General features: G+C 45.1%; 18 protein-coding genes. 4 read left to right on the forward strand and 14 right to left on the reverse strand.

What is annotated here, in order from left to right; genetic code table 11:
- Window positions 1-11 precede the first annotated feature (11 nt).
- The 3 genes from aspS to AC58QT_RS11940 form a co-directional block, all read right to left on the reverse strand.
- Entirely contained in the window at window positions 12-1,793 is a 1,782-nt protein-coding gene (aspS, locus tag AC58QT_RS11930) for an aspartate--tRNA ligase (protein ID WP_310502747.1), read from the reverse strand.
- A gap of 43 nt (window positions 1,794-1,836) precedes the next feature.
- The gene (hisS, locus tag AC58QT_RS11935; RefSeq protein WP_497409166.1) at window positions 1,837-3,102 is read right to left on the reverse strand and encodes a histidine--tRNA ligase; all 1,266 of its coding nucleotides are present in this window, start codon (window positions 3,100-3,102) and stop codon (window positions 1,837-1,839) included.
- Window positions 3,103-3,538: 436 nt separating this feature from the next.
- The gene (locus AC58QT_RS11940) at window positions 3,539-3,847 is read right to left on the reverse strand and encodes a winged helix-turn-helix transcriptional regulator (protein ID WP_310502749.1); all 309 of its coding nucleotides are present in this window, start codon (window positions 3,845-3,847) and stop codon (window positions 3,539-3,541) included.
- 148 nt (window positions 3,848-3,995) lie between these two features.
- Between AC58QT_RS11940 and AC58QT_RS11945 the strand changes: the two genes are divergently transcribed.
- The 3 genes from AC58QT_RS11945 to AC58QT_RS11955 all read left to right on the forward strand — a co-directional run bounded on the left by AC58QT_RS11945 (window position 3,996) and on the right by AC58QT_RS11955 (window position 5,734).
- Entirely contained in the window at window positions 3,996-4,397 is a 402-nt protein-coding gene (locus AC58QT_RS11945; protein WP_497409167.1) for a DoxX family protein, read from the forward strand.
- A 146-nt stretch (window positions 4,398-4,543) separates the two neighbouring features.
- The gene (locus AC58QT_RS11950) at window positions 4,544-5,197 is read left to right on the forward strand and encodes a hypothetical protein (RefSeq protein WP_497409168.1); all 654 of its coding nucleotides are present in this window, start codon (window positions 4,544-4,546) and stop codon (window positions 5,195-5,197) included.
- Between the two features lie 234 nt (window positions 5,198-5,431).
- Window positions 5,432-5,734, forward strand: coding sequence for a hypothetical protein (locus tag AC58QT_RS11955; protein WP_497409169.1), 303 nt, complete (start codon window positions 5,432-5,434; stop codon window positions 5,732-5,734).
- 100 nt (window positions 5,735-5,834) lie between these two features.
- Here the strand turns inward: AC58QT_RS11955 and AC58QT_RS11960 are convergent, their stop codons facing one another.
- The 10 genes from AC58QT_RS11960 to AC58QT_RS12005 form a co-directional block, all read right to left on the reverse strand.
- On the reverse strand, window positions 5,835-7,784 hold the full coding sequence (locus tag AC58QT_RS11960; protein WP_497409170.1) for an FAD-dependent oxidoreductase: 1,950 nt from the start codon (window positions 7,782-7,784) through the stop codon (window positions 5,835-5,837).
- A gap of 149 nt (window positions 7,785-7,933) precedes the next feature.
- Complete coding sequence (locus AC58QT_RS11965; protein WP_497409171.1) at window positions 7,934-8,152, reverse strand: hypothetical protein; 219 nt, start codon at window positions 8,150-8,152, stop codon at window positions 7,934-7,936.
- Window positions 8,153-8,183: 31 nt separating this feature from the next.
- The gene (dtd, locus tag AC58QT_RS11970) at window positions 8,184-8,624 is read right to left on the reverse strand and encodes a D-aminoacyl-tRNA deacylase (protein WP_310502854.1); all 441 of its coding nucleotides are present in this window, start codon (window positions 8,622-8,624) and stop codon (window positions 8,184-8,186) included.
- A gap of 24 nt (window positions 8,625-8,648) precedes the next feature.
- The gene (locus tag AC58QT_RS11975; protein WP_310502880.1) at window positions 8,649-10,835 is read right to left on the reverse strand and encodes a RelA/SpoT family protein; all 2,187 of its coding nucleotides are present in this window, start codon (window positions 10,833-10,835) and stop codon (window positions 8,649-8,651) included.
- 172 nt (window positions 10,836-11,007) lie between these two features.
- Complete coding sequence (locus AC58QT_RS11980; RefSeq protein WP_497285610.1) at window positions 11,008-11,520, reverse strand: adenine phosphoribosyltransferase; 513 nt, start codon at window positions 11,518-11,520, stop codon at window positions 11,008-11,010.
- Between the two features lie 28 nt (window positions 11,521-11,548).
- The gene (recJ, locus tag AC58QT_RS11985) at window positions 11,549-13,966 is read right to left on the reverse strand and encodes a single-stranded-DNA-specific exonuclease RecJ (protein ID WP_497409172.1); all 2,418 of its coding nucleotides are present in this window, start codon (window positions 13,964-13,966) and stop codon (window positions 11,549-11,551) included.
- A 63-nt stretch (window positions 13,967-14,029) separates the two neighbouring features.
- Entirely contained in the window at window positions 14,030-14,983 is a 954-nt protein-coding gene (locus AC58QT_RS11990) for a cation diffusion facilitator family transporter (protein WP_497409173.1), read from the reverse strand.
- 65 nt (window positions 14,984-15,048) lie between these two features.
- Entirely contained in the window at window positions 15,049-15,975 is a 927-nt protein-coding gene (gene secF, locus AC58QT_RS11995; protein ID WP_497409174.1) for a protein translocase subunit SecF, read from the reverse strand.
- A complete protein-coding gene (gene secD / locus AC58QT_RS12000) occupies window positions 15,965-17,197 on the reverse strand; it encodes a protein translocase subunit SecD (protein WP_497409321.1) in 1,233 nt (410 codons plus the stop codon). The genes secF and secD overlap by 11 nt, the downstream gene beginning before the upstream one ends.
- 99 nt (window positions 17,198-17,296) lie before the next feature.
- Window positions 17,297-17,581, reverse strand: a complete 285-nt coding sequence (locus tag AC58QT_RS12005; protein WP_497409175.1) for a post-transcriptional regulator — start codon at window positions 17,579-17,581, stop codon at window positions 17,297-17,299.
- A 156-nt stretch (window positions 17,582-17,737) separates the two neighbouring features.
- Here AC58QT_RS12005 and spoVB point away from each other — a divergent pair, with 156 nt between their 5' ends.
- The gene (gene spoVB, locus AC58QT_RS12010) at window positions 17,738-19,303 is read left to right on the forward strand and encodes a stage V sporulation protein B (RefSeq protein ID WP_497409176.1); all 1,566 of its coding nucleotides are present in this window, start codon (window positions 17,738-17,740) and stop codon (window positions 19,301-19,303) included.
- An 11-nt stretch (window positions 19,304-19,314) separates the two neighbouring features.
- Here spoVB and AC58QT_RS12015 read toward each other — a convergent pair whose 3' ends face one another.
- Window positions 19,315-20,001 carry a DUF421 domain-containing protein gene (locus AC58QT_RS12015; protein ID WP_497409177.1) on the reverse strand — a complete coding sequence of 229 codons (687 nt, stop codon included), beginning with the start codon at window positions 19,999-20,001 and terminating at the stop codon, window positions 19,315-19,317.
- Between the last annotated feature and the right edge of the window lie 102 nt (window positions 20,002-20,103).

Here is a 20,103-nt window from a genome sequence, read left to right on the forward strand (position 1 = left end):
CTTCAAAGTTCTTAGGCTTTCGCAGCAGGCTGCTTAAGCGCTAAGCGAATCGATAGTTGTTCTAGTTGTTTATCATCAACTGTTCCCGGAGCGTCCATCAACAAGTCTGTTGCACTAGCTGTTTTCGGGAATGCGATCGTTTCTCTTAGGTTCGTACGGCCTGTGATTAACATCACCAAACGGTCAAATCCAAAGGCAAAGCCACCGTGTGGAGGCGTACCGTATTCAAATGCTTCCAGCAAGAAGCCGAATTGCTCATACGCTTCTTCTTTGGAGAAGCCTAGCGCTGCGAACATTTTCTCTTGCACATCACGTTGGTAAATCCGCATGGATCCACCGCCTACTTCATAGCCGTTCAAGACTAGGTCGTAAGCTTGCGCACGAATTTGACCTGGATCTGTATCGAAGAAATGAATGTCGTCTTCATTTGGACGTGTGAACGGATGGTGTTCCGCTACATAACGTTTCGCATCTTCGTCATACCCAAGAAGTGGGAAGTCTACAACCCATGCATATTTGAATACGGAGTCATCGATTAGGCCAAGTTGACGACCGATTTTCAGACGAAGGTTACCTAGTACATCAGCAACGACTTTCTTTTTATCAGCAGAGAATAGAAGAAGATCTCCCTCTTCAGCGCCTAAACGTTCTGTCAATGATGCGATTTCAGCTTCGTTGAAGAACTTCACGATTGGTCCTTTGAACTCGCCGTCTTTCACTTGAATCCAAGCAAGACCTTTTGCCCCATAACGCGCTGCGAATGGCAGCAAGTCGTCAATTTCTTTACGGCTCCAAGTGCCACAGCCCTTAGCATTAAGAGCTTTTACTTGGCCGCCGCCTTTTACAACGTTAGCAAATACTTGAACGCCGGATGTGGACACGATATCCGATACATCTTGCAGCTCAAGTCCAAAACGAAGATCCGGCTTATCGGAACCGTATTTCGCCATCGCATCGGCATGCGTAATGCGTTGGAACGGACGAGGGATATCAACATTCGCTGTTTCTTTCATCAATTTCACAACAAGCTCTTCAAGAATCTCAAGAAGCTGATCCTGGGACAAGAAAGACGTCTCGATGTCGACTTGCGTGAACTCAGGTTGACGGTCTGCACGAAGGTCTTCGTCGCGGAAACAACGAGCGATTTGGTAGTAACGCTCAAGACCACTAACCATCAACAATTGTTTAAAGATTTGCGGGGATTGCGGAAGTGCAAAGAACTCGCCTGGATGCACGCGGCTCGGTACCAAGTAATCACGCGCGCCTTCTGGTGTACTTTTCGTCAAAATCGGTGTTTCCACGTCAATAAAGCCTTGGGAATCCAAGAAATTACGGAAGATGTTGGACGCTTTGGAACGCAGCATCAACGTACGTTGCATCTCTGGACGACGCAGGTCAAGGTAACGATATTTCAAACGAACCGCTTCATCCACTTCCACGCCATCTTCGATGAAGAACGGAGGTGTTTTCGCCGCATTCATGATTTCAATTTCGGTTACTTGAACTTCGATTTCACCTGTTGGGATATTCTTGTTGACGGTCTCAGCATCACGCTCAACAACTTTCCCTTTCACGGCAAGCACGTACTCATTACGTGCACGATCTGCAATAGCCAGAGCATCCCCTGAGAACTCAGGATTAAATACCGTTTGGATGATACCGCTGCGATCACGTAGGTCGATGAAAAGAAGGCCGCCAAAATCGCGTCTTACTTGTACCCACCCATTAAGTATTACTGTTTCGCCTACATGGGCTTTTGTTAGCTGCCCGCAATGATGTGTTTTGAGCATCATAATTGTTGTTGCCTCCTCGAAGTTTTATGAATGATGTTGCTATCTATTCGAATAGTGTCTTTGCAGCTTGTGAGGCAAGATCCACTAAACTTACTGTGATTTGGTTCCCTGTTTCCATCTTCTTCAGCGTAATTTCGCCGCGTGCTAACTCATCATCACCAAGAATGGCTACATACGTTGCTTGGAAACGATCAGCGGACTTCATTTGAGCCTTCATCTTGCGGCCCTGATAGTCCTTCTCTGCTTTCAAGCCTTGTACACGCAGTTGGTGTAGAAGCTTCGTAACTTCTTTCTCCGCTGCTTCTCCAAGTCCAATCAGGTACACATCGAGCGGCTCAGGCTTCGGAATTTCAACACCTTGTGCTTGTAGTACGAGCAGAATGCGCTCAAGGCCAAGACCCAAGCCTACACCTGGCTGATCAGTACCATGTCCACCAATTTGTTCGACGAGACCATTGTAGCGTCCGCCTCCACCAATCGTGTCAATCGCACCGATACCAGCTGCTTTATATTCAAACGCCGTGTGTGTGTAGTAATCCAGACCACGCACCAAGCGAGGGTTAATACGGAATGGAATCTCCATCGCGGTTAAGTGCTCTTGCACCTGCGCAAAGTGTGTGCTGCACTCTTCATCCAAGAACTCAAGGATGTCAGGTGCGCCTACGCCATGCTTTTGATCTATTTTGCAATCGAGAATACGCATTGGATTACGGTCGTAACGCGACTGACAATCCTTACACAGCTGATCCTTCACTGGAGCAAAGAAAGCCTGAAGCTGCTCGCGGTAAGCTGTTCTAACTGCTGGTGTACCCACCGAGTTAACTTCCACAGTAACTTCTTTGAGACCAATTTCTTTGTAGAAGGTATAGCCCAGCGCAATCACTTCAGCATCAATACTTGGATCTACCGATCCGAAAGCTTCAATACCGAACTGGTGGAACTGGCGGTATCTCCCCGCTTGCGGTTGTTCGTAGCGGAACATTGGCCCCACATAGAATAACTTCGTAAGATCAGGAATGCCGTAAAGTTTATTTTCTACATAAGCTCTAACGACGCCAGCTGTACCTTCCGGACGAAGCGTCATGCTGCGATCGCCTTTATCCAGAAATGTGTACATTTCTTTTTCGACGATATCCGTTGTTTCACCAACTCCGCGCGAAAAAAGCTCAGTGCTCTCGAAAATTGGCGAACGGATCTCTTTGTAATTAAAACGCTGGCACAAGTCTCTCGCTTTTGACTCAAGGTACTGCCATTTCTCCACTTCGCCTGGAAGTAGATCCTGTGTTCCTTTTGGCTTCTGAATACTCATCTAAGTAACCTCCCTTTGTCTCTAATACAAGCTCATTGAAAAAGCAAAAAATCCCCCACCCCCGACTTACGTCAGGGACGAGAGATTTGATTTATCAAATTCACCCGTGGTACCACCCACATTCAGCATCCCTTGCTTCCTCGCTTGCGCAAGCAAAAACAATTCTGCTCTTTGCGGTTAACGCCCGCCACTCGCACAACTGCTACTTAGCTCATGTTGCCATGTTCTGTTCCCAGTTGGTCCTCAGGGAGGTCTGTTCATTCACTCATCATGGGAAGCTTGCAGCCTGGGCTTCCTTCTCTGTACATGTGGGGGCGAATTACTGTGTCCCTTCAATGGATCACAATCATATCAAATTACATTATGGTTATTGTAAACATTGGTAAGGGCAAAGTCAAGAGACATGGGATACTTATAATGTGCAACCACCTAATAATTAGTTAAAAGAGTCCGCCCATTTTTGCACTTCTTCCATAACAGGACGAAGTCCTTTACCTTTTGGCGTTAACTCATATTCGATTCTTACCGGTGTTTCTGGATAAACATGTCGAATAATAATCTCCGCAGCTTCTAATTCCTTGAATCTTTCGGAGAGCATCCGATCGCTCATACTTGGGATTAATACGGAGATATCTTTAAACCGCTTAGGCCCAGATAGCAACACATTAACAATAAGTCCTGTCCAACGTTTTCCCAGAAGTTCGAATGCATGCTCGAATTTGGGACACAGTTGATAGTTTTCCATCTTAATCATCTCCTTCGAGTTCTTGCAGGTTACTGCTGCAATCACTTCTGTAAAACTATTTTAACATAGTCGCTTGACAAAAGTAAGTGCTTCGTAATAATATACTAACATAAAGTAAGTAGTTAAACAAAATATATTTACAAGGGAGATGTTAGTGATGGCTTTAGGACTTCTTATTATTCGTTTAGTGATTGGGTTAACGATGGCAGCACATGGTACACAGAAATTGTTTGGTTGGTTCGGTGGTTATGGACCAAAAGGAACTGGCGGATTCTTCGATTCCATTGGTATCAAACCAGGCGTCATGATGGCGGTCGTCGCTGGTTTAATCGAATTAGGTGGTGGACTACTATTCGCCGCTGGTTTATGGACAGAAGTTGGCGCGGCTCTTATTATTATTACAATGATCATGGCGATTATTAAAGTTCATGGCAAAAACGGTTATTGGGCAACTTCCAATGGGTATGAATATAATCTTGCCCTACTTGTCATTGCACTTGGCGTTGCATTAATCGGTGCAGGCGACTATTCTATAGATGCACTTCTGTAATAATTGAATTATCAAACCGTCCAGCTTAGGCTGTGGCGGTTTTTTTGTATGTAATTGGCCGAAGGAAGGGCCATGGTATTCATTTTAGCTAGTTGAAAAAATGACTTACGGCCGCAGGGCGGCGCTTTCTTCTGAAAATCGCGAAGTTGATCCCCGTAACTCGAAAAATTCGAGTTACGGCACAAGAAATGCGCGATGGTGCTCCCGTAACTCGAAAAATTCGAGTTACAGCACTAGAAAATCGCGATGGTGCTCCTGTAACTCGAAAAATTCGAGTTACGGCACTAGAAAATCGCGATGGTGCTCCCGTAACTCGAAAAATTCGAGTTACAGCACAAGAAAAACGCGATGGTGCTCCCGTAACTCGAAAAATTCGAGTTACGGCACAAGAAGAGCGCGAAAGTGCTCCCGTAACTCGAAAAATTCGAGTTACGGCACAAGAAAATCGCGATGGTGCTCCCGTAACTCGAAAAATTCGAGTTACGGCACGAGAAAATCGCGATGCTGCTCCCGTAACTCGAGAAATTCGAGTTACAGCACGAGAAAATCGCGATGGTGCTCCCGTAACTCGAAAAATTCGAGTTACGGCACTAGAAAATCGCGATGGTGCTCCCGTAACTCGAAAAATTCGAGTTACGGCACTAGAAATGCGCGATGGTGCTCCCGTAACTCGAAAAATTCGAGTTACGGCACTAGAAAATCGCGATGGTGCTCCCGTAACTCGAAAAATTCGAGTTACAGCACAAGAAAAGGCGGCGCTCCGCTCTATTAAGTCGATCGCATCGACTCAAAGAAAATAGCCTGCAGCACGGGGCAGCAGGCTTTCAAAAGTTTATATTTTAAAGGGGGTCGTCTATAAGTATATCCATCTTAGATTAAAGGAACATGAAGCTCGTATTACAGTTTGATTACGCCAAAATCTCGGTTAATTTCAAGCATTTTCATTTCGTTTCATTCGTATATTCACGCCATTTTCACATATACATGTACAACAAGGCAGATGGCCTTGAATATTACATCTGGAGGCTGTAACAATGACACTACAAAACGAGTTTCAAGAGGAACGACAAGATCTCGTGGTGCTTTTCTCTGAGGAATCCGAAACCGAAGCCGAAGCTGATGACGATGAAGTAGCTAACGAAGAAGCAGCCGAAGAAGAGGCCATTGAAGAATCGGATACGGATGCTTCTGACGAGTCAGAAGAAGAGGAAGAAGAAGCTGCTGATGAGGAAGAAGTCGAAGCTGAGGAAGCTGAAAGTGAAGATTCCGCGGATGAGGAAGACGCTGAAGAATCCGCAGAAGCTGAAGCGGACGAAGAAGCTGCTGACGCAGACTAAGAATTGTAACCGCCTTCAACTTATTTCTCAGCGCCAACTACAAACTAAGAGCCTTACAGCCACATCAATTGCGGCAATAAGGCTCTTTATTGGTTCATCTTTAAGGCTTACCTGTTAAACCGAGCTTAACGTCACGAATCAACATATAGGTGTCGCCATTGGTTAATTTTTGTTTATCAGCAATTCCGTTAACCGTTGCTGCGGTTAGCAGTTTAGCCTCAATGAGCTTCGCTTGGGCTTCAACCGCTGTAGCTTTGATGCCAAGTGCTTGCGCAAACGTATAGCTTGCTTGATCAAGGGTAAGCGGAATTTTGTCCGCGTTATCCAGCTTCGCAATGGCTTGATTGACATCGCCTGCAAATGCCTCCGGCTTCATCTTCCGTGCCCCTCCAACCACGTTGACCATTCGCTTCGGATTAGCCGCGTCATCTAGACGGAAGTTATTGTCATAAGCACCAGATGCCAAGCCAAGCATCATGGCTGATTTCAGACCCTCGTAGGCCTTATGCTCCATGAAAGATTGGGGCTTAATGGTCATGGGCTGAACTTCCATCCCTTGTTTATTGAGCTGAGCTTGCAGCTTCGCGATCATATCTTTGGACGCTGAAAGTTGACGGAACGTCATCTTCTCGGCTTTGGCCAAGCTCACTGCCGCCCCTGCTGCCTCTCCTTCTGCCATGCCTGTTGGCATAACACGTGCGCTTCCATGCGGAAGTGTATCATAGCTAGCTGCTCTACCAACGACGAGCAAACCATCAATCTTCTGTGGAACGATGCTGCGGAAAGGAACTGCGTATTGCTTAGGTTTACACACCACATTACCGGAGTCCGTTGGTGAGATACGCTGAATATCGACAGGATAAGATCCAAAGCCGATGCGATCCCACTGATCCGCATTTGTACAAACATCGACGATCGTCAAGCGGTATTCCCCTTGCATGTGACGGGTTTCCCTCACATACAACTCAGGTGCGGAGCCATCTAGCTCAATGGAAGAAAATTCAGGGAACGTTTTCTGCATATAAGCGACGATATTAGGCAACTCCTTTTTCCCAATATCAAATGCCTCTTGAACCGATTTCGGATCAAAGGTATCTACACCAAAAATTTGCAAAGCATTAATGAGCACTGTATTGTCATTTTGCCGCCCCATGTTGAGGCCTCTCATTTTGGCTCTATCCTTGTTAAGGGCAGGATAATTGCTCATTTCACTGTATCCGAACACGCTGACATCCGTTACACCTGTGCCTGGATTGTCATCCCCGTTCAAGCGATTAGCCATCAACTTCCATACCTCAGGCGTAACATTCTTCAAACGAAAGGCAAGTGTAACAGCCATCTTCGACTTAGGATCCCCAATATCCTCATGCCCCATTGTAAAAGGAACCCCTGCTGCCGCTGCGAAATCACCATCTTGTGTCGCATCGATAACAGATGCCGCTTTAATAACTTGGGTACTGCCATTTTCAAGTGTTATTGTCGCGCCTTGCACCGCATTTTTATTCTGCGAAAGTACCGGCTCAATCTTCTTCGTTTTCATCAAAACATCGATATTCTTTTCGTTCTTTACTGCGTCATAGAAGGCATTCGCCGCTGTATGAACATCGAAGGAATCCCCTTCGGTTTTGGCATACCATTCCGAGAAATAACCTTTGTTCCACACATCATCCTTACCCAGCAAGGTTTTACTTGTGGAATAATTCATATCCAGAGAATTGATCCAGCCTAGCGTCATTAAACCGCCTAGAATCTCACGATTTCGACCGTCAACAAGCAACGTGCTCAAACCATTCCGTGCTGAGGAAACCGCAGCCGCTACGCCTTCTGGATCCGTACCAACGACAATGACATCATAGGCGTCTTTCGCCTTTTTTACCGATTTCACTTCTTCAAGGGCTTCTTGCTGCCCACTATGTCCTTTGGCGCCCTTGTGGTGATTATATTGATAATACATAGCAGCCGTTGCAGCCAGCAGCGTAAGTACAATCAAGGTCACCATCAACCAGAGCCATCCTTTGGATGTGGATTTGTTGCGATTTGAATTTGCCATTACGACGTAAGCACCCACCTTATCTCCTGCTTGTCATACAATAATTCCATAGGCTAGTTTACCACATTTTGTAGTGGTAGAGAAATTATGCCCGTTTCACAAATAAAACCACGCAGGGCTGACGTACAGCACACACGTGGTTTTATGAATTACCGATAAGATTTTTTGGGTATACTCTTCATTTTTTCAAGGTCAGAAGTGAATTCTGCACTTATTTCAACATCCGCGAGTGCGGAAGCTTGACTCATCCGTTCTGCCATGGAGGTATGGAACAATTGCTGAACGGGGGCAGTCATCATTTTTTCTTTGACGGATTGACGCATCTGCAGGCTCCTAACCGCTAGTTTATACTTTAGTAGTATAACCACCGGTCTATCTCCCTATCCGAAGCATTAACCCTTATTTGCTATCGATAATTAGCGTAACAGGTCCCCAATTGGTTAAGGAAACATCCATCATTTCACCGAAAGCGCCGGTTTCAACTTGTAAACCCTGCTCTCTGAGCATGGCATTGAATTGATGGTACAGCGGCTCCGCCTGTTGAGGTCGTGCTGCTGACATGAAATTCGGACGCTTTCCTTTACGACAATCTCCGTACAGTGTGAATTGGGACACCGATAAAATGGCCCCTCCTGTCTCGATGACAGAAAGATTCATTTTCCCCGTTTCATCTTCGAAAATTCTTAGACCCGCCACTTTATCTGCCAAATACTTGGCATCTTGTTCCGTATCTTCATGCGTAATGCCAACTAGCAGCATTAGCCCCTGACCAATTCGACCGATGATTTGATCATCAACGGTTACTTCGGCACGTTTGCAACGCTGTACGACTACTCTCATCGTTCTTAAATCCCCTTATTCTTGCTAGGTCTGCATAATCCGTTGAACCGAATATATATCTTTGACACGTTTTATTTTTTCTACAACAGACTGTAGATGATCGATATTTTTAATTAAAATCGTCATATGGATCGTAGCCATTTTGTTCTTATCCGAACGTCCAGATACAGCTGAAATCATCGTCTTGCTCTCGGATACAGCTTGGAGCACTTCGTTTAAGAAGCCGCGGCGATCATGACCGGTGATCTCAATCTCCACATTGAAATTGGATTCAACCGCTTCCGCCCAATCCACTTCAATTACCCGTTCTTCTTCGCCCATGCTCGTCGGAATGTTGGTACAATCTGAACGGTGCACAGACACGCCTCGTCCACGTGTAATATAACCGATAATGAAATCCCCTGGTACTGGATTGCAGCATCGAGCAAAACGTACAAGCAAGTTATCTACACCTTTAACGCGAACGCCATTTGTCGGACGGCTCTTGCGTTCCGTAGAAGCTGGCGCTTTGACTTCTTTCACTTCGCTGCTCAACTTAATCATTTGGGCTTCTTCTGCTTCCTTACGCAGCTTCTCTGTTAGTTTCGTACAGATTTGAGCCGCTGTAATGCCGCCAAAGCCCACTGCTGAGAGCATGTCTTCAATATCACTAAAATTAAACTTCTTCGCTGCTTCCAGCATTTTATCATCGCTCATTAAGGTTGGAGGATCAATCGCTAAGCGTTTAAGCTCACGTTCAATCATATCCTTCCCTTTTTCAACGTTCTCTTCACGCTTCTCTTTCTTAAACCATTGCTTAATCTTGCTGCGTGCGTGGGAGGACTGTGCGATCTTGATCCAATCCTGACTTGGACCATAGGAATGCTTGGAAGTTAGAATTTCAATGATATCGCCGGTTTTGAGCTTATGATCGAGCGGAACAATCCGCGAATTGACTTTGGCACCAATGGTACGGTTCCCAATCTCTGTATGAATCCGATAAGCAAAATCCAACGGAACTGCCCCTGCCGGAAGCTCGATGACTTCCCCTTTTGGCGTAAAGACGAAAACAAGATCCGAGAAGAAATCCATCTTCATGGATTCCATGAATTCAGACGCATCGTTGGTTTCATGTTGAAGCTCCAGAATTTCGCGGAACCAGCTCATCTTATCTTCGAAGGTACCGGATGGAACAACTGAACCGCCTTCTTTGTATGCCCAATGTGCAGCGATCCCGAATTCGGATGTCCGATGCATTTCCCAGGTCCGAATCTGAACCTCAAGCGGCTCACCTTTCGGCCCAATCACAGTCGTATGCAACGATTGATACATATTCGGTTTTGGCATCGCAATATAATCCTTAAAGCGGCCAGGCATCGGTTTCCATAATGTATGAATGATTCCCAAAGAAGCATAGCAATCCTTAATGCCGTCAACAATGACACGCAGGGCCATAAGATCGTAAATTTCGTTGAATTGCTTGCCGCGGGAGCTCATTTTTTTGTAAATACTGTACAGATGCTTAGGTCTTCCAGAAATATCTCCCTGAATCCCCATTTCATCCAATTTCTCTTTAATGCTGTGAATGACATCTTCAATATATTGCTCACGCTCAGTTCGTTTCTTCTGCATGAGATTAACGATCCGATAGTATTGCTGCGGATTCAAATAACGGAGGGCAATGTCCTCCATCTCCCATTTGATCGTGGAAATACCCAGGCGATGAGCAATCGGACAGAAAATTTCCAACGTTTCTTCCGCAATGCGGCGTTGACTTTCTTCTGATTGATACTTTAATGTCCGCATATTGTGCAGACGATCTGCCAGCTTAATCAAAATAACGCGAATATCCTGTGCCATAGCCACGAACATTTTGCGATAATTTTCATTCTGCTGCTCTTCTTTGGATTTGAACTTAATGCGCTCCAGCTTCGTCAAACCATCAACGAGCATTGCACACGTTTTTCCGAATTTATCTAGAACCGTTTCCAAAGAAACTGTCGTATCTTCAACCACATCATGCAGAAGTGCAGCGATCACCGAAGTGACATCCATCTGCATATTCACCAATATATCTGCCACAGCAAGTGGATGCAGAATATAGGGCTCACCTGATTTGCGTACTTGGCCATGATGGGCTTCGTCCGCGAATTCATAGGCCTCCCGAATCCTCTGCAAATCATTCTCTTTCAGATAGGTGGCGGCCTTTTCCAGCAGCTGCTCTATACCCATGCATCTACCCATTCCCTTTAGTCGATTTTTATTCATTATGCCTGCTAGTCAGGCCCCTCGTCAACTATTCGCGTACAAGCATTCGACAAAATGCATCATTGATGCTGAAAACTCCGTAAATTGCTATGAAAAAGAGAATCGAATAACGAACCTTCGATTCTCCAACCCTATCTTAATATTGAACAAGAGATACAACATCAAAACCATCAAATTTACTGCGGCCATCTAAGTAAGTAAGCTCGATTAAGAAAGCAGCTCCAACAATTTCTCCGCCAAGCTGTTTGATCAAATCAACGGAAGTTTGAATCGTGCCGCCTGTTGCAAGCAAATCATCGGCAATCAGCACTTTTTGTCCAGGCTTAATGGCATCTTTGTGCATCGCAAGCTTATCTTTGCCGTATTCAAGCGCATAGTCAGCTTCGATCGTTTCACCAGGCAATTTGCCGCTTTTACGAATAGGAATAAAGCCTACCCCTAATGCTGTAGCTAGAGGAGCTCCAATCACAAATCCACGTGCTTCTGGACCAGCAATTACGTCGATTTCTTTGTCTTGAATCAGTTGTTTCATTTGCTCGATCGCTTCTTTGTAAACAGGACCATTCTGCAACAGCGTTGTGATATCTTTGAAACGAATACCTGGCTGTGGGAAGTCCGGGATAACGCGAATATAATCTTTGAAATTCATTATTATTTCCTCCAATGTTAACTCTTTTTTATAGTATGTGATCAGCGATCCATTGCTCCAGCTCTTTTGCTGAAGAGTACATGACAATGGCTTCAACTTCTTGACGATGCAATCGATGCTGGTACAATCGTGATGTTGTTAAATCTCTTTTGGCCGGAGTGGCACTCAATGTAATCATATTATCATGTTTTACGACAAATTCTAATTCTTCGAAGACAGATATAATAAAATGAATCATGCCGAGGGAAAGACCTGAACGTTTACTAAAAGACGTCATCATTCTCGTATCTTGCAGTTGGAGCGATTTCTCCTTCTGCAGGGTAGCATAGAGCATCTTGAACATGTCCCGGGAAGGTAATGTATTCCCACTATCTTGCCCAAGTTCTGCAAAAACGGGATAGCATCGCATCATGCCCTTTGCCTGTTGGAGTACCCCTATCAAGCTGTCAATCCGACGCGGCAACGTGTACAAAATGACATCCTGCAGCTCCTCGAACGCGATCGCAGCAGCTGCCTCATTCCCCGGCCTTACAGGGCCGTCTTCTTGCACGATCCAATAAGGCACCTGTTCTCCGACTTGAGCTGCTGTAGGCTGATACAGAACTACATCTGCCTCGTCAAAGAGCACAACTCCTGGTGAGCGCAGTGTCGCAGCAGGTCCCCCAGAAAGGTTGCCCGAAAGCGCTGCAAGCTTCAGATGCAACTGCCCGGTGCCTCGCCAATCGAATACTTGCGTATGTGGGATACGCAGATCCTGCATGATGATTTGCGGCTTTCGAACACCGTTCCACTCATTTATCGACAGCTCACCTAAGACATCCACTTTGGCTGATGGTGCAATAAGCGCTGCTAAATTCCCTTTCCCAAAGCCTACAGCTTCAACCGTACAGCTGACCTCATCCTTCGCTTGTGAAAGCCCTAGCTTGAGATGCTGCTTTTCCTTCCCCATGGTTCGAATATCCTCAAGTCCTAATTCCGTAAACATGAACTTCGGCGAAGGATTCCCCATCCCAAATGGGGCAAGCAATTCAAGCCCTTCAATGCTGGTAATAGGGACATCTACAAGACTGCACGCATTATCTACTTTTAAAACGGGAATGTAATCTTGCTCTGTCAGTGTGGCTTCTGCCAGCTCATTTAATCGAATGGCGAAGGCTTCCAAATGACCGCTCTCTAGGCTCATCCCAGCCGCAGCTTGATGCCCGCCATAGTGGTCAAGAAGATCCTTACAAGCTGTCAGCGCCTTGTGCAGATCAAAGCCTGCTATCGAACGTGCAGAGCCTTTGGCCATGCCCTTCTGCGGATCAATGCTCAGCACAAGCGTTGGTCGATAGAATTTCTCTACAATCTTGGAAGCTACAATCCCAACGACGCCTACATTCCAGTTTTCTTTCGCTACGACGATGACTTTATCCAGACCCTTCGCTCGCTGTTCCTCAGCCATAGCGAACGCTTCTTGGACCATGTCCTCGACGATTTGTTGACGCTCCTTATTCAGCATATCCAATTCGAAGGCAATTTGCTCCGCTTCTTTTTCATCCGTGGTCGTAAGGAGCTTTACTGCAATATCAGCCGCTTCTAACCGGCCACTCGCATTAATTTTGGGAGCAAGCGAGAAGCCGATATGCCCGGCAGTAATCTCTTTCCTTTCAATGCCAGACACACCGATCAGGGAACGAAATCCAACATAGCTGGAATCTTGCATGCGAGCGAGGCCCATCTTCACAAGCAGCCGATTCTCTCCCGTGAGGGGCATAAGATCAGCTACCGTTCCAAGCGCAGCGAATTCTAGAAGCTCTTCTGGAAACCGCTCTAGCAGCGCATGGGCAAGCTTAAAAGCAACACCTACACCTGCTAGCAGCTTGTAAGGGTAAGGACAGCCAGGCTTCTTAGGATTGATGACCGCTAAGGCATCAGGCAATACTTCTGGCGGCTCATGATGATCCGTCACAATGACATCCAAGCCGATTTCATGACAATAGGCGATCTCTTGCACAGCGCTAATTCCCGTATCCACGGTGATTAGCAGCTGCACACCTTGCTCCTTCGCCAAGTCCATTGCAGCACGATTCAATCCATACCCTTCGCGAATTCGATGAGGAATGTAGGTATCAAAATTGGCCCCTAATCCTTGCAACAAATGTGCCATTAAAGACGTACTGCTGACACCATCTGCATCGTAATCGCCGTAAACACGAATTAATTCGTTATTGTGCAGCGCTTTGCGAATTCGCTCTACAGCGGGCAACATTCCGTCCAATAAATACGGATCGTGGTAATCGCCAACGCCACCTTGCATAAATTGTTTAGCCTCAGACACATTGCGGATATCTCGCAACACTAGAATACGGGCAACTAAAGGATCCAACTGCAGCTCTCGAACAAACTCTTCAACAAGCGCTTCATCCGCATTTCCAATGTTCCATCTTGCCTTCGGTGCTAGCACTTGGTGGTTCCTCCTTGCGTTTTCCTCAGAAAATCACGTTACGTAAACTTCGAAAACAATGAATTAGTGTAACACAGACGGCAGCTCACTTGCTTCCACATCTGCTTGTTGCTTATAGGGATAACCTGCATCATAAGGATTCACATGAGTAAACACATGTGTCACATGATGATACTGTTTCATCAGCTGTTGCTTTATTTTCTTCGACACCTCATGCCCCTCCCAAACAGAAAGCCTAGGATTCACACTGATCGTCACGTTGATGACAACATAATGACCATGTTCTCTCGCATTCAAATCATCCACTGTAATTACACCATGAATCTTTTGAACGGTTTGTACAAAATCAGCAGTTTCCTCTTCGTGAAGTATTTTCACAGCTGTAGTTGATACACTTTTGCCGATCAAAGAATAAGCTATTTTACCTATCAAAAAAGCAACGATAAGTCCAGTTAAGGCATCCACATAGGAATAAGCGGTAGATCCTGCGGCATGTGCTAGCATCGTCAGGACAACGCCTGCCACGACCACAATAGATGAGTATATATCGGAACGGCGTCTTCGTGCATTGGCAATAAATTCCTCAGTACCAGCTTGTTTGCCGAGCCTGCGCAAGAATTGGAACATCGCTTCCTTAGCGAGCAGCAAGAAAACAAGATTAGCCAATGTCATAATCGTCAAATGAAACTCAGTAGGATTGAACACGGATTTGATCGATAGGATCCCTAATTCAGCCCCAATTACGAAGAGCAGTACGATGAGTAAAATCGAACCGACTGACAGTTGCTTATCTAATCCTCGCATCGATGTACCTGCCAACTGCACGCTCATCGACCTTATTCTGTTGCCAGCGTCTGCTAGTAAGCAAGCTCCTGCCGCCGACTGTGCCGCTGCTGCGATCAGTGACAGACTGTTTGCCTTGAAACCGATCATGCCCAATAGGCAAGCCAGCACAGAAAGGACGATCATACCTCCCCAAAATCCGTATTCTGTCTTTTGAAAACCCTCATCATTCATGTGGACATACCCCCTGAACGGATACAAAGGCCGCGCAACAATCACGCGGCCGGTTATTATGGTTATTACGCTGCAACTTTCTTTTTAGAACGTGTTAAGGAGTTTCTTTTGAAGAGATACCACAAGGAACAAGCAATGAAGACGGAAGAGTAAGCACCACTTGTTAGACCGATTAACTTCGCCAAAGCGAACAATTTAATCGACTCGCTGCCGAACAGATATATACATCCTGCGGCAATTAACACGACGAGTACGGTATTGATGTTACGTGCCATCGTTTGCCAGATACTGTCGTTGACTAAAGCAACAAGGTCAGCATCTGTTTTGAGCTTAGCGAATCGAAGATTCTCACGAATTCGGTCAAAAATAACGATCTTGTCATTAATGGAATAACCGATCGTTGTAAGAACAGCTGCTAGGAACGGCAGGTTTACTTCGAAACGGAAAATGGCAAACATCGCAATAACGATGAACGCATCGTGCAAAATGGCGATAATCGCTGCTAAAGCAAAACGCCATTCAAATCGGATGCTGACATACAAGCAAATCAATACGCTAGAAATAGCAATTGCGTATACGGCTTTCTTCAACAATTCTTTAGCTAGTTGTGGATCAACCGTGTTAATTTCCTTTGATACTTCTGCACTATAAGCTGTTGCAAAAGCTTTTTGGATCTTATCGACTGTCGCATCGTCTAGCACGTCATCGAAACGGATCGACACGCGGTCACTATTGTTACCGCCGATTGTAGGATCTGCATATTTGGACTTCACGTCGCCGCTAGTGTTCAAACCATGCAAGATTTCCTCAACTTTAGCGCTATCCAATTGCTTGCCGACAACAAGGTCGATATTCGTCCCTGCTTTAAAATCGACACCAAAATTCATGCTCGAAGTTAAGATAACGACTAACCCAGCGATCAGAATGACAGCCGAGATAATGAAATAGAGATTGCGATGTTTTACAAAATCATATTTTTTCTTAGAGTCCACGGATGTCTGCCTCCTTCACACCGAAATAACTTGGCTTTTTCAGCAAATTACCCCGGATAATAAGATGTAGCAGCCATCTGGAGAACAAAACGTTCGTTAAGATACTGATAATAATACTCATCATCGTAATAACTGCGAATCCGCGAATCGCACCGTTACCTACATAATAAAGCACAATACCTGCGATTAAATTCGTTACGTTCGCATCCATAATCGTCCGGAAGGAATGCTTCGTCCCTGCTTTCAAGGATGAAAGAATACTCTTACCTGCACGGATTTCTTCACGAATTCGTTCGTAGGTGATAATGTTTGCATCAACGGCCATCCCTGCACCTAAGACAAGGGCAGCAATACCAGGCAATGTCAGCGTGGCATTCATAAAGTCGAAGATGGCTAATAAAACCCAAACGTACGTTATCAAAGTGAAAGCTGCTACCAAACCAGGGATACGGTAGTAAAGCACCATGAACAAGAAGATTAAGATGGAAGCGATTAGCCCCGCTCTTGCTGTCTCATGCAAGGAAGCTTTACCCAAAGTAGCATCAACACGTTGTATGTATTTTTCAGTTAATTTGAGCGGCATTGCGCCTAAGTTAATCATTTTTGCTACACTAGTTGCTCCCGCAACACTTGTTTGCGTAATAATCGCAGAGTCACTGTCGATTGGAAAATTAACAGAAGCTGAAGACTCTAATTTTTCATCCAAATAAATGGATAACGTACTACCGGTAAGCTTGGTCGTAACTTCTTTAAACTTCTCTCTGCTCTTCATCTTGATTTCAACGATCGGCTGCTTTGTATTCGGATCGTAGCTAACTTTTGCTGCGTTCTCAACAAAATCAGTTCCATTCATGTAAACCGTTCCATCCGGACCTCTGAATGTAAGAACAGCAGGTTTGGATAATAAGGTTCTAACTTCTTCCTCATTCTCCACACCAGCAAGACGTACACGGATACGATCTGATCCTTCCGTATACACCTCAGGCTCAGCGACGCCAAGGGAATCGGCACGTTTAGCAAGACTTTTTGCAGCTTCCGTAAGCGTTTCCTTCGTAAGGGGCTGTCCTGCCGTTAACGGCTCTGCGGTGTACAACATTTCAAAACCGCCTTTTAAATCCAATCCAAGCTTAATACGATCTACAAGCCCAGGGCTCGTTATTCCAACTGCGCCAAGAACAATGACAACCGTTAGAAAAAAGAACGAAATTCTTTTCCAATCCAGCATCTGTTGCTAGTCTCCCTTCAATACTCAATATGCCTATTATACTCAGGTCTGAAAAACGAGTCAATTTAAGTCGTTTCATGAAAAATAAGCCCATTCTTAGAATTGGGCTCCTCTATACATACTAATCGTCATCCAGTTCATAAACGCTGTAGATTTGAGGGACAAAATGTCATTTACGATTTGATGAAGAGAGGGCATCCCTGTTTTACGATATTTATCGCTTACACAATCCCATATATCCTTACCAGTAACATGTTCATATCCAAGAAGTATAAACTCTTCTACCTTACTCAAACATAGGCTTTCGATAATTTCATTCAGTTCGTTATCCGAAAGCCCTGAATGCTCTTCTTCACTTCCGTTATCCTGTGCGTCATTCATGAGGGATCCTCCTAAAGGTTTTACCTGTATGCTTTATCATTCTAGATACACCTCGCGATTTCCTGCCAAATACACCCTCGTCCATAAAATCTTAGCATGAGCTTGGCCAGCTCGCGCATAGTCATAGGTATGACATTATCGGAAGAGGGTATGGCAGTGACCAAGCAGTCGTTTATTAGAGGTACAATGATCCTGCTCGCCGCAGGCATTTTGAATCGCATACTGGGCTTCATACCCCGAATGACATTACCCCGCGTAATCGGAGCGGAAGGTATTGGCATTTATCAAATGGGCTGGCCCTTCCTGTCAGTGATTTTAACCATTATTACCGGAGGCATTCCTGTTGCCATTGCCAAGCTAATTGCGGAAGCGGAGGCAGAGAAGAATGAGAGCCGGATTCGCAGTATTTTGCGCATATCGCTAGCCATCACGATATCCCTAAGCTTCATTTTTACACTTATCTGTATTCTAGGGGCATCATGGATTACGTCACATTTACTAACAGACTCCCGTGTGTATTACACCTTCTTATGTATGAGTCCCATGATCCCTATTATTGGCGTCTCCGCCGTGTATCGCGGTTATTTCCAAGGCAGACAGAATATGATTCCTACGGCAACCTCGCAAATTATGGAAACGTTGATTCGGATTGTCATGGTGCTCGTCTGTTCTTATATGATGATCCCTTATGGAATTGAATATGCGGCGGCAGGTGCGATGATCGGCGTATTGGCAGGTGAAATAGGCGGACTAGCTGTATTGGCCATTCATTTCCGATGGGATAAGAAAGAGGCACCTAAGTCTCCTTTAGCCACAATTGGATCAAAAAAAACAGTAGGTCGTTTCTCCAATTTACGTAGAATTTTACGCATTTCCATTCCGATTACAGGGAGTAAACTCATTGGCGCCAGCTCCTATTTACTGGAGTCGATCTTAATCGCTCAGAGCTTAGCTATCGCAGGTATAACGACTTCGCTAGCAACGGCTCAGTATGGAGCTCTACAAGGTATGATTATTCCCATCATCCTTCTGCCGAGTGCACTCACCATGTCCTTGTCCGTCTCTCTCGTTCCCTCCTTAAGTGAGGCTGCTGCACAAAAAGACCTCAAAACTATCCATATGCGTTTGCATCAATCGCTGAAGCTCGCTTTAGTGACAGGTGCCCCATTCGCAGTCTTGATGTTTGTACTTGCTGAACCGATTTGTACGTATATGTACAATCAACCTGATGTCAGCGTCATGCTGAAAATGATGGCGCCGATCGCCATTTTCATTTATTTTCAAGCCCCGTTGCAATCTGCCCTACAAGCATTAAACAAGCCTGGTGCAGCACTAGTGAACACCCTCATCGGTTCTACTGTGAAGTTAATCTTGATTTACTGGTTAGCCAGCAAGCCTGAAATGGGGATTAATGGGGCCGTATTCGCTATTAATGTGAATATTGTACTGGTTACTTTACTTCATTGGAATAGTGTCGTTCGACTACTTAAGTTCAAAATGGAGGGCAGCAGCTTTGGGAAAATCGGTGTAGCGATGCTGCTTTCAGGAGCTGTCTGCTATCTCATCATGTACACACCTTGGGTTTCCCTAACTTGGATTCGTTTCGTCACCTCTTTACTTCTGGGGATCATCTCTTATATCTGTTTCATCACACTTTTCCGACTCATTAGTCTTAAGGATATTGGGCGTGTGATGAATATGGGTAAAAAAATTATCCGTTGAATCGCGGCGGCTTACCGCTTTCGATCAAGGAACATTCTACCGCGATGATCAATGGAACAGTAGAATATTTCTTTAAAGTCTCGCGCTCCTTTTTCTTGGAGTTGGTTTTTCAACCAAAACCTCGTTTGACCGATTTTCTCTAAGTTATCGTCTTGCACTTTACCATCCATAATAAGAGGCAGCGGCAAACCCTCGTAACGTATCGCATGATTTGATTTCGTTACTACCGTCTCTGTCTCTTTGTCATTTTTGTCTTTTTCAACGACGCTTAACTTCCCCGAAGGCTCCAAAATCGCAAATTCCACATCTGCCACATTCATAATTTTATTCTGTCTTAATTGCAGCATCAGATCATCTAGATTATAACGATGCTTCTTCATTTCATCCCGATTGATCATTCCCTTATTGATTAGAACACTCGGCTTTCCGTCGAAAAGCACACGAATCGTGCGACTTTTTAACGTAATAAAGGCAATGACAACTTGAATGAGCACCAAAGTCCCCATAGGTAAAAGACCTGACATAAGGGGCTTCTTCGCATCCTCCAGCACAAACACAGCAATTTCCGCAATCATGATCGAAATGACAAGATCGAAAAGCGAAAGCTTACCAATTTCACGTTTCCCCATAATTCGGAGCATGAGAAAAACGACAAAATAGATAAGCACCGTACGCAAAAAAATGGTCAGAATATCCATCGCAACCTCCCTGATCTAAGCTCTAGCTCGTTCTCGGAGTTCACTGGTATTCTGACCGCCCATGCACTTCATCATGCAGATATTACGTATTCAATTGTTGGC

The organism is Paenibacillus sp. J31R109 (assembly GCF_059692055.1).

Excerpts from the sequence above, each read along its gene's own strand:
- aspS (WP_310502747.1), bottom strand. The coding sequence starts at position 1,793 with ATGATGCTCAAAACACATCATTGCGGGCAGCTAACAAAAGCCCATGTA.
- hisS (WP_497409166.1), bottom strand. The coding sequence starts at position 3,102 with ATGAGTATTCAGAAGCCAAAAGGAACACAGGATCTACTTCCAGGCGAA.
- AC58QT_RS11940 (WP_310502749.1), bottom strand. The coding sequence starts at position 3,847 with ATGGAAAACTATCAACTGTGTCCCAAATTCGAGCATGCATTCGAACTT.
- AC58QT_RS11945 (WP_497409167.1), top strand. The coding sequence starts at position 3,996 with ATGTTAGTGATGGCTTTAGGACTTCTTATTATTCGTTTAGTGATTGGG.
- AC58QT_RS11955 (WP_497409169.1), top strand. The coding sequence starts at position 5,432 with ATGACACTACAAAACGAGTTTCAAGAGGAACGACAAGATCTCGTGGTG.
- AC58QT_RS11960 (WP_497409170.1), bottom strand. The coding sequence starts at position 7,784 with ATGGCAAATTCAAATCGCAACAAATCCACATCCAAAGGATGGCTCTGG.
- dtd (WP_310502854.1), bottom strand. The coding sequence starts at position 8,624 with ATGAGAGTAGTCGTACAGCGTTGCAAACGTGCCGAAGTAACCGTTGAT.
- AC58QT_RS11975 (WP_310502880.1), bottom strand. The coding sequence starts at position 10,835 with ATGGGTATAGAGCAGCTGCTGGAAAAGGCCGCCACCTATCTGAAAGAG.
- AC58QT_RS11980 (WP_497285610.1), bottom strand. The coding sequence starts at position 11,520 with ATGAATTTCAAAGATTATATTCGCGTTATCCCGGACTTCCCACAGCCA.
- AC58QT_RS11990 (WP_497409173.1), bottom strand. The coding sequence starts at position 14,983 with ATGAATGATGAGGGTTTTCAAAAGACAGAATACGGATTTTGGGGAGGT.
- AC58QT_RS12005 (WP_497409175.1), bottom strand. The coding sequence starts at position 17,581 with ATGAATGACGCACAGGATAACGGAAGTGAAGAAGAGCATTCAGGGCTT.
- AC58QT_RS12015 (WP_497409177.1), bottom strand. The coding sequence starts at position 20,001 with ATGGATATTCTGACCATTTTTTTGCGTACGGTGCTTATCTATTTTGTC.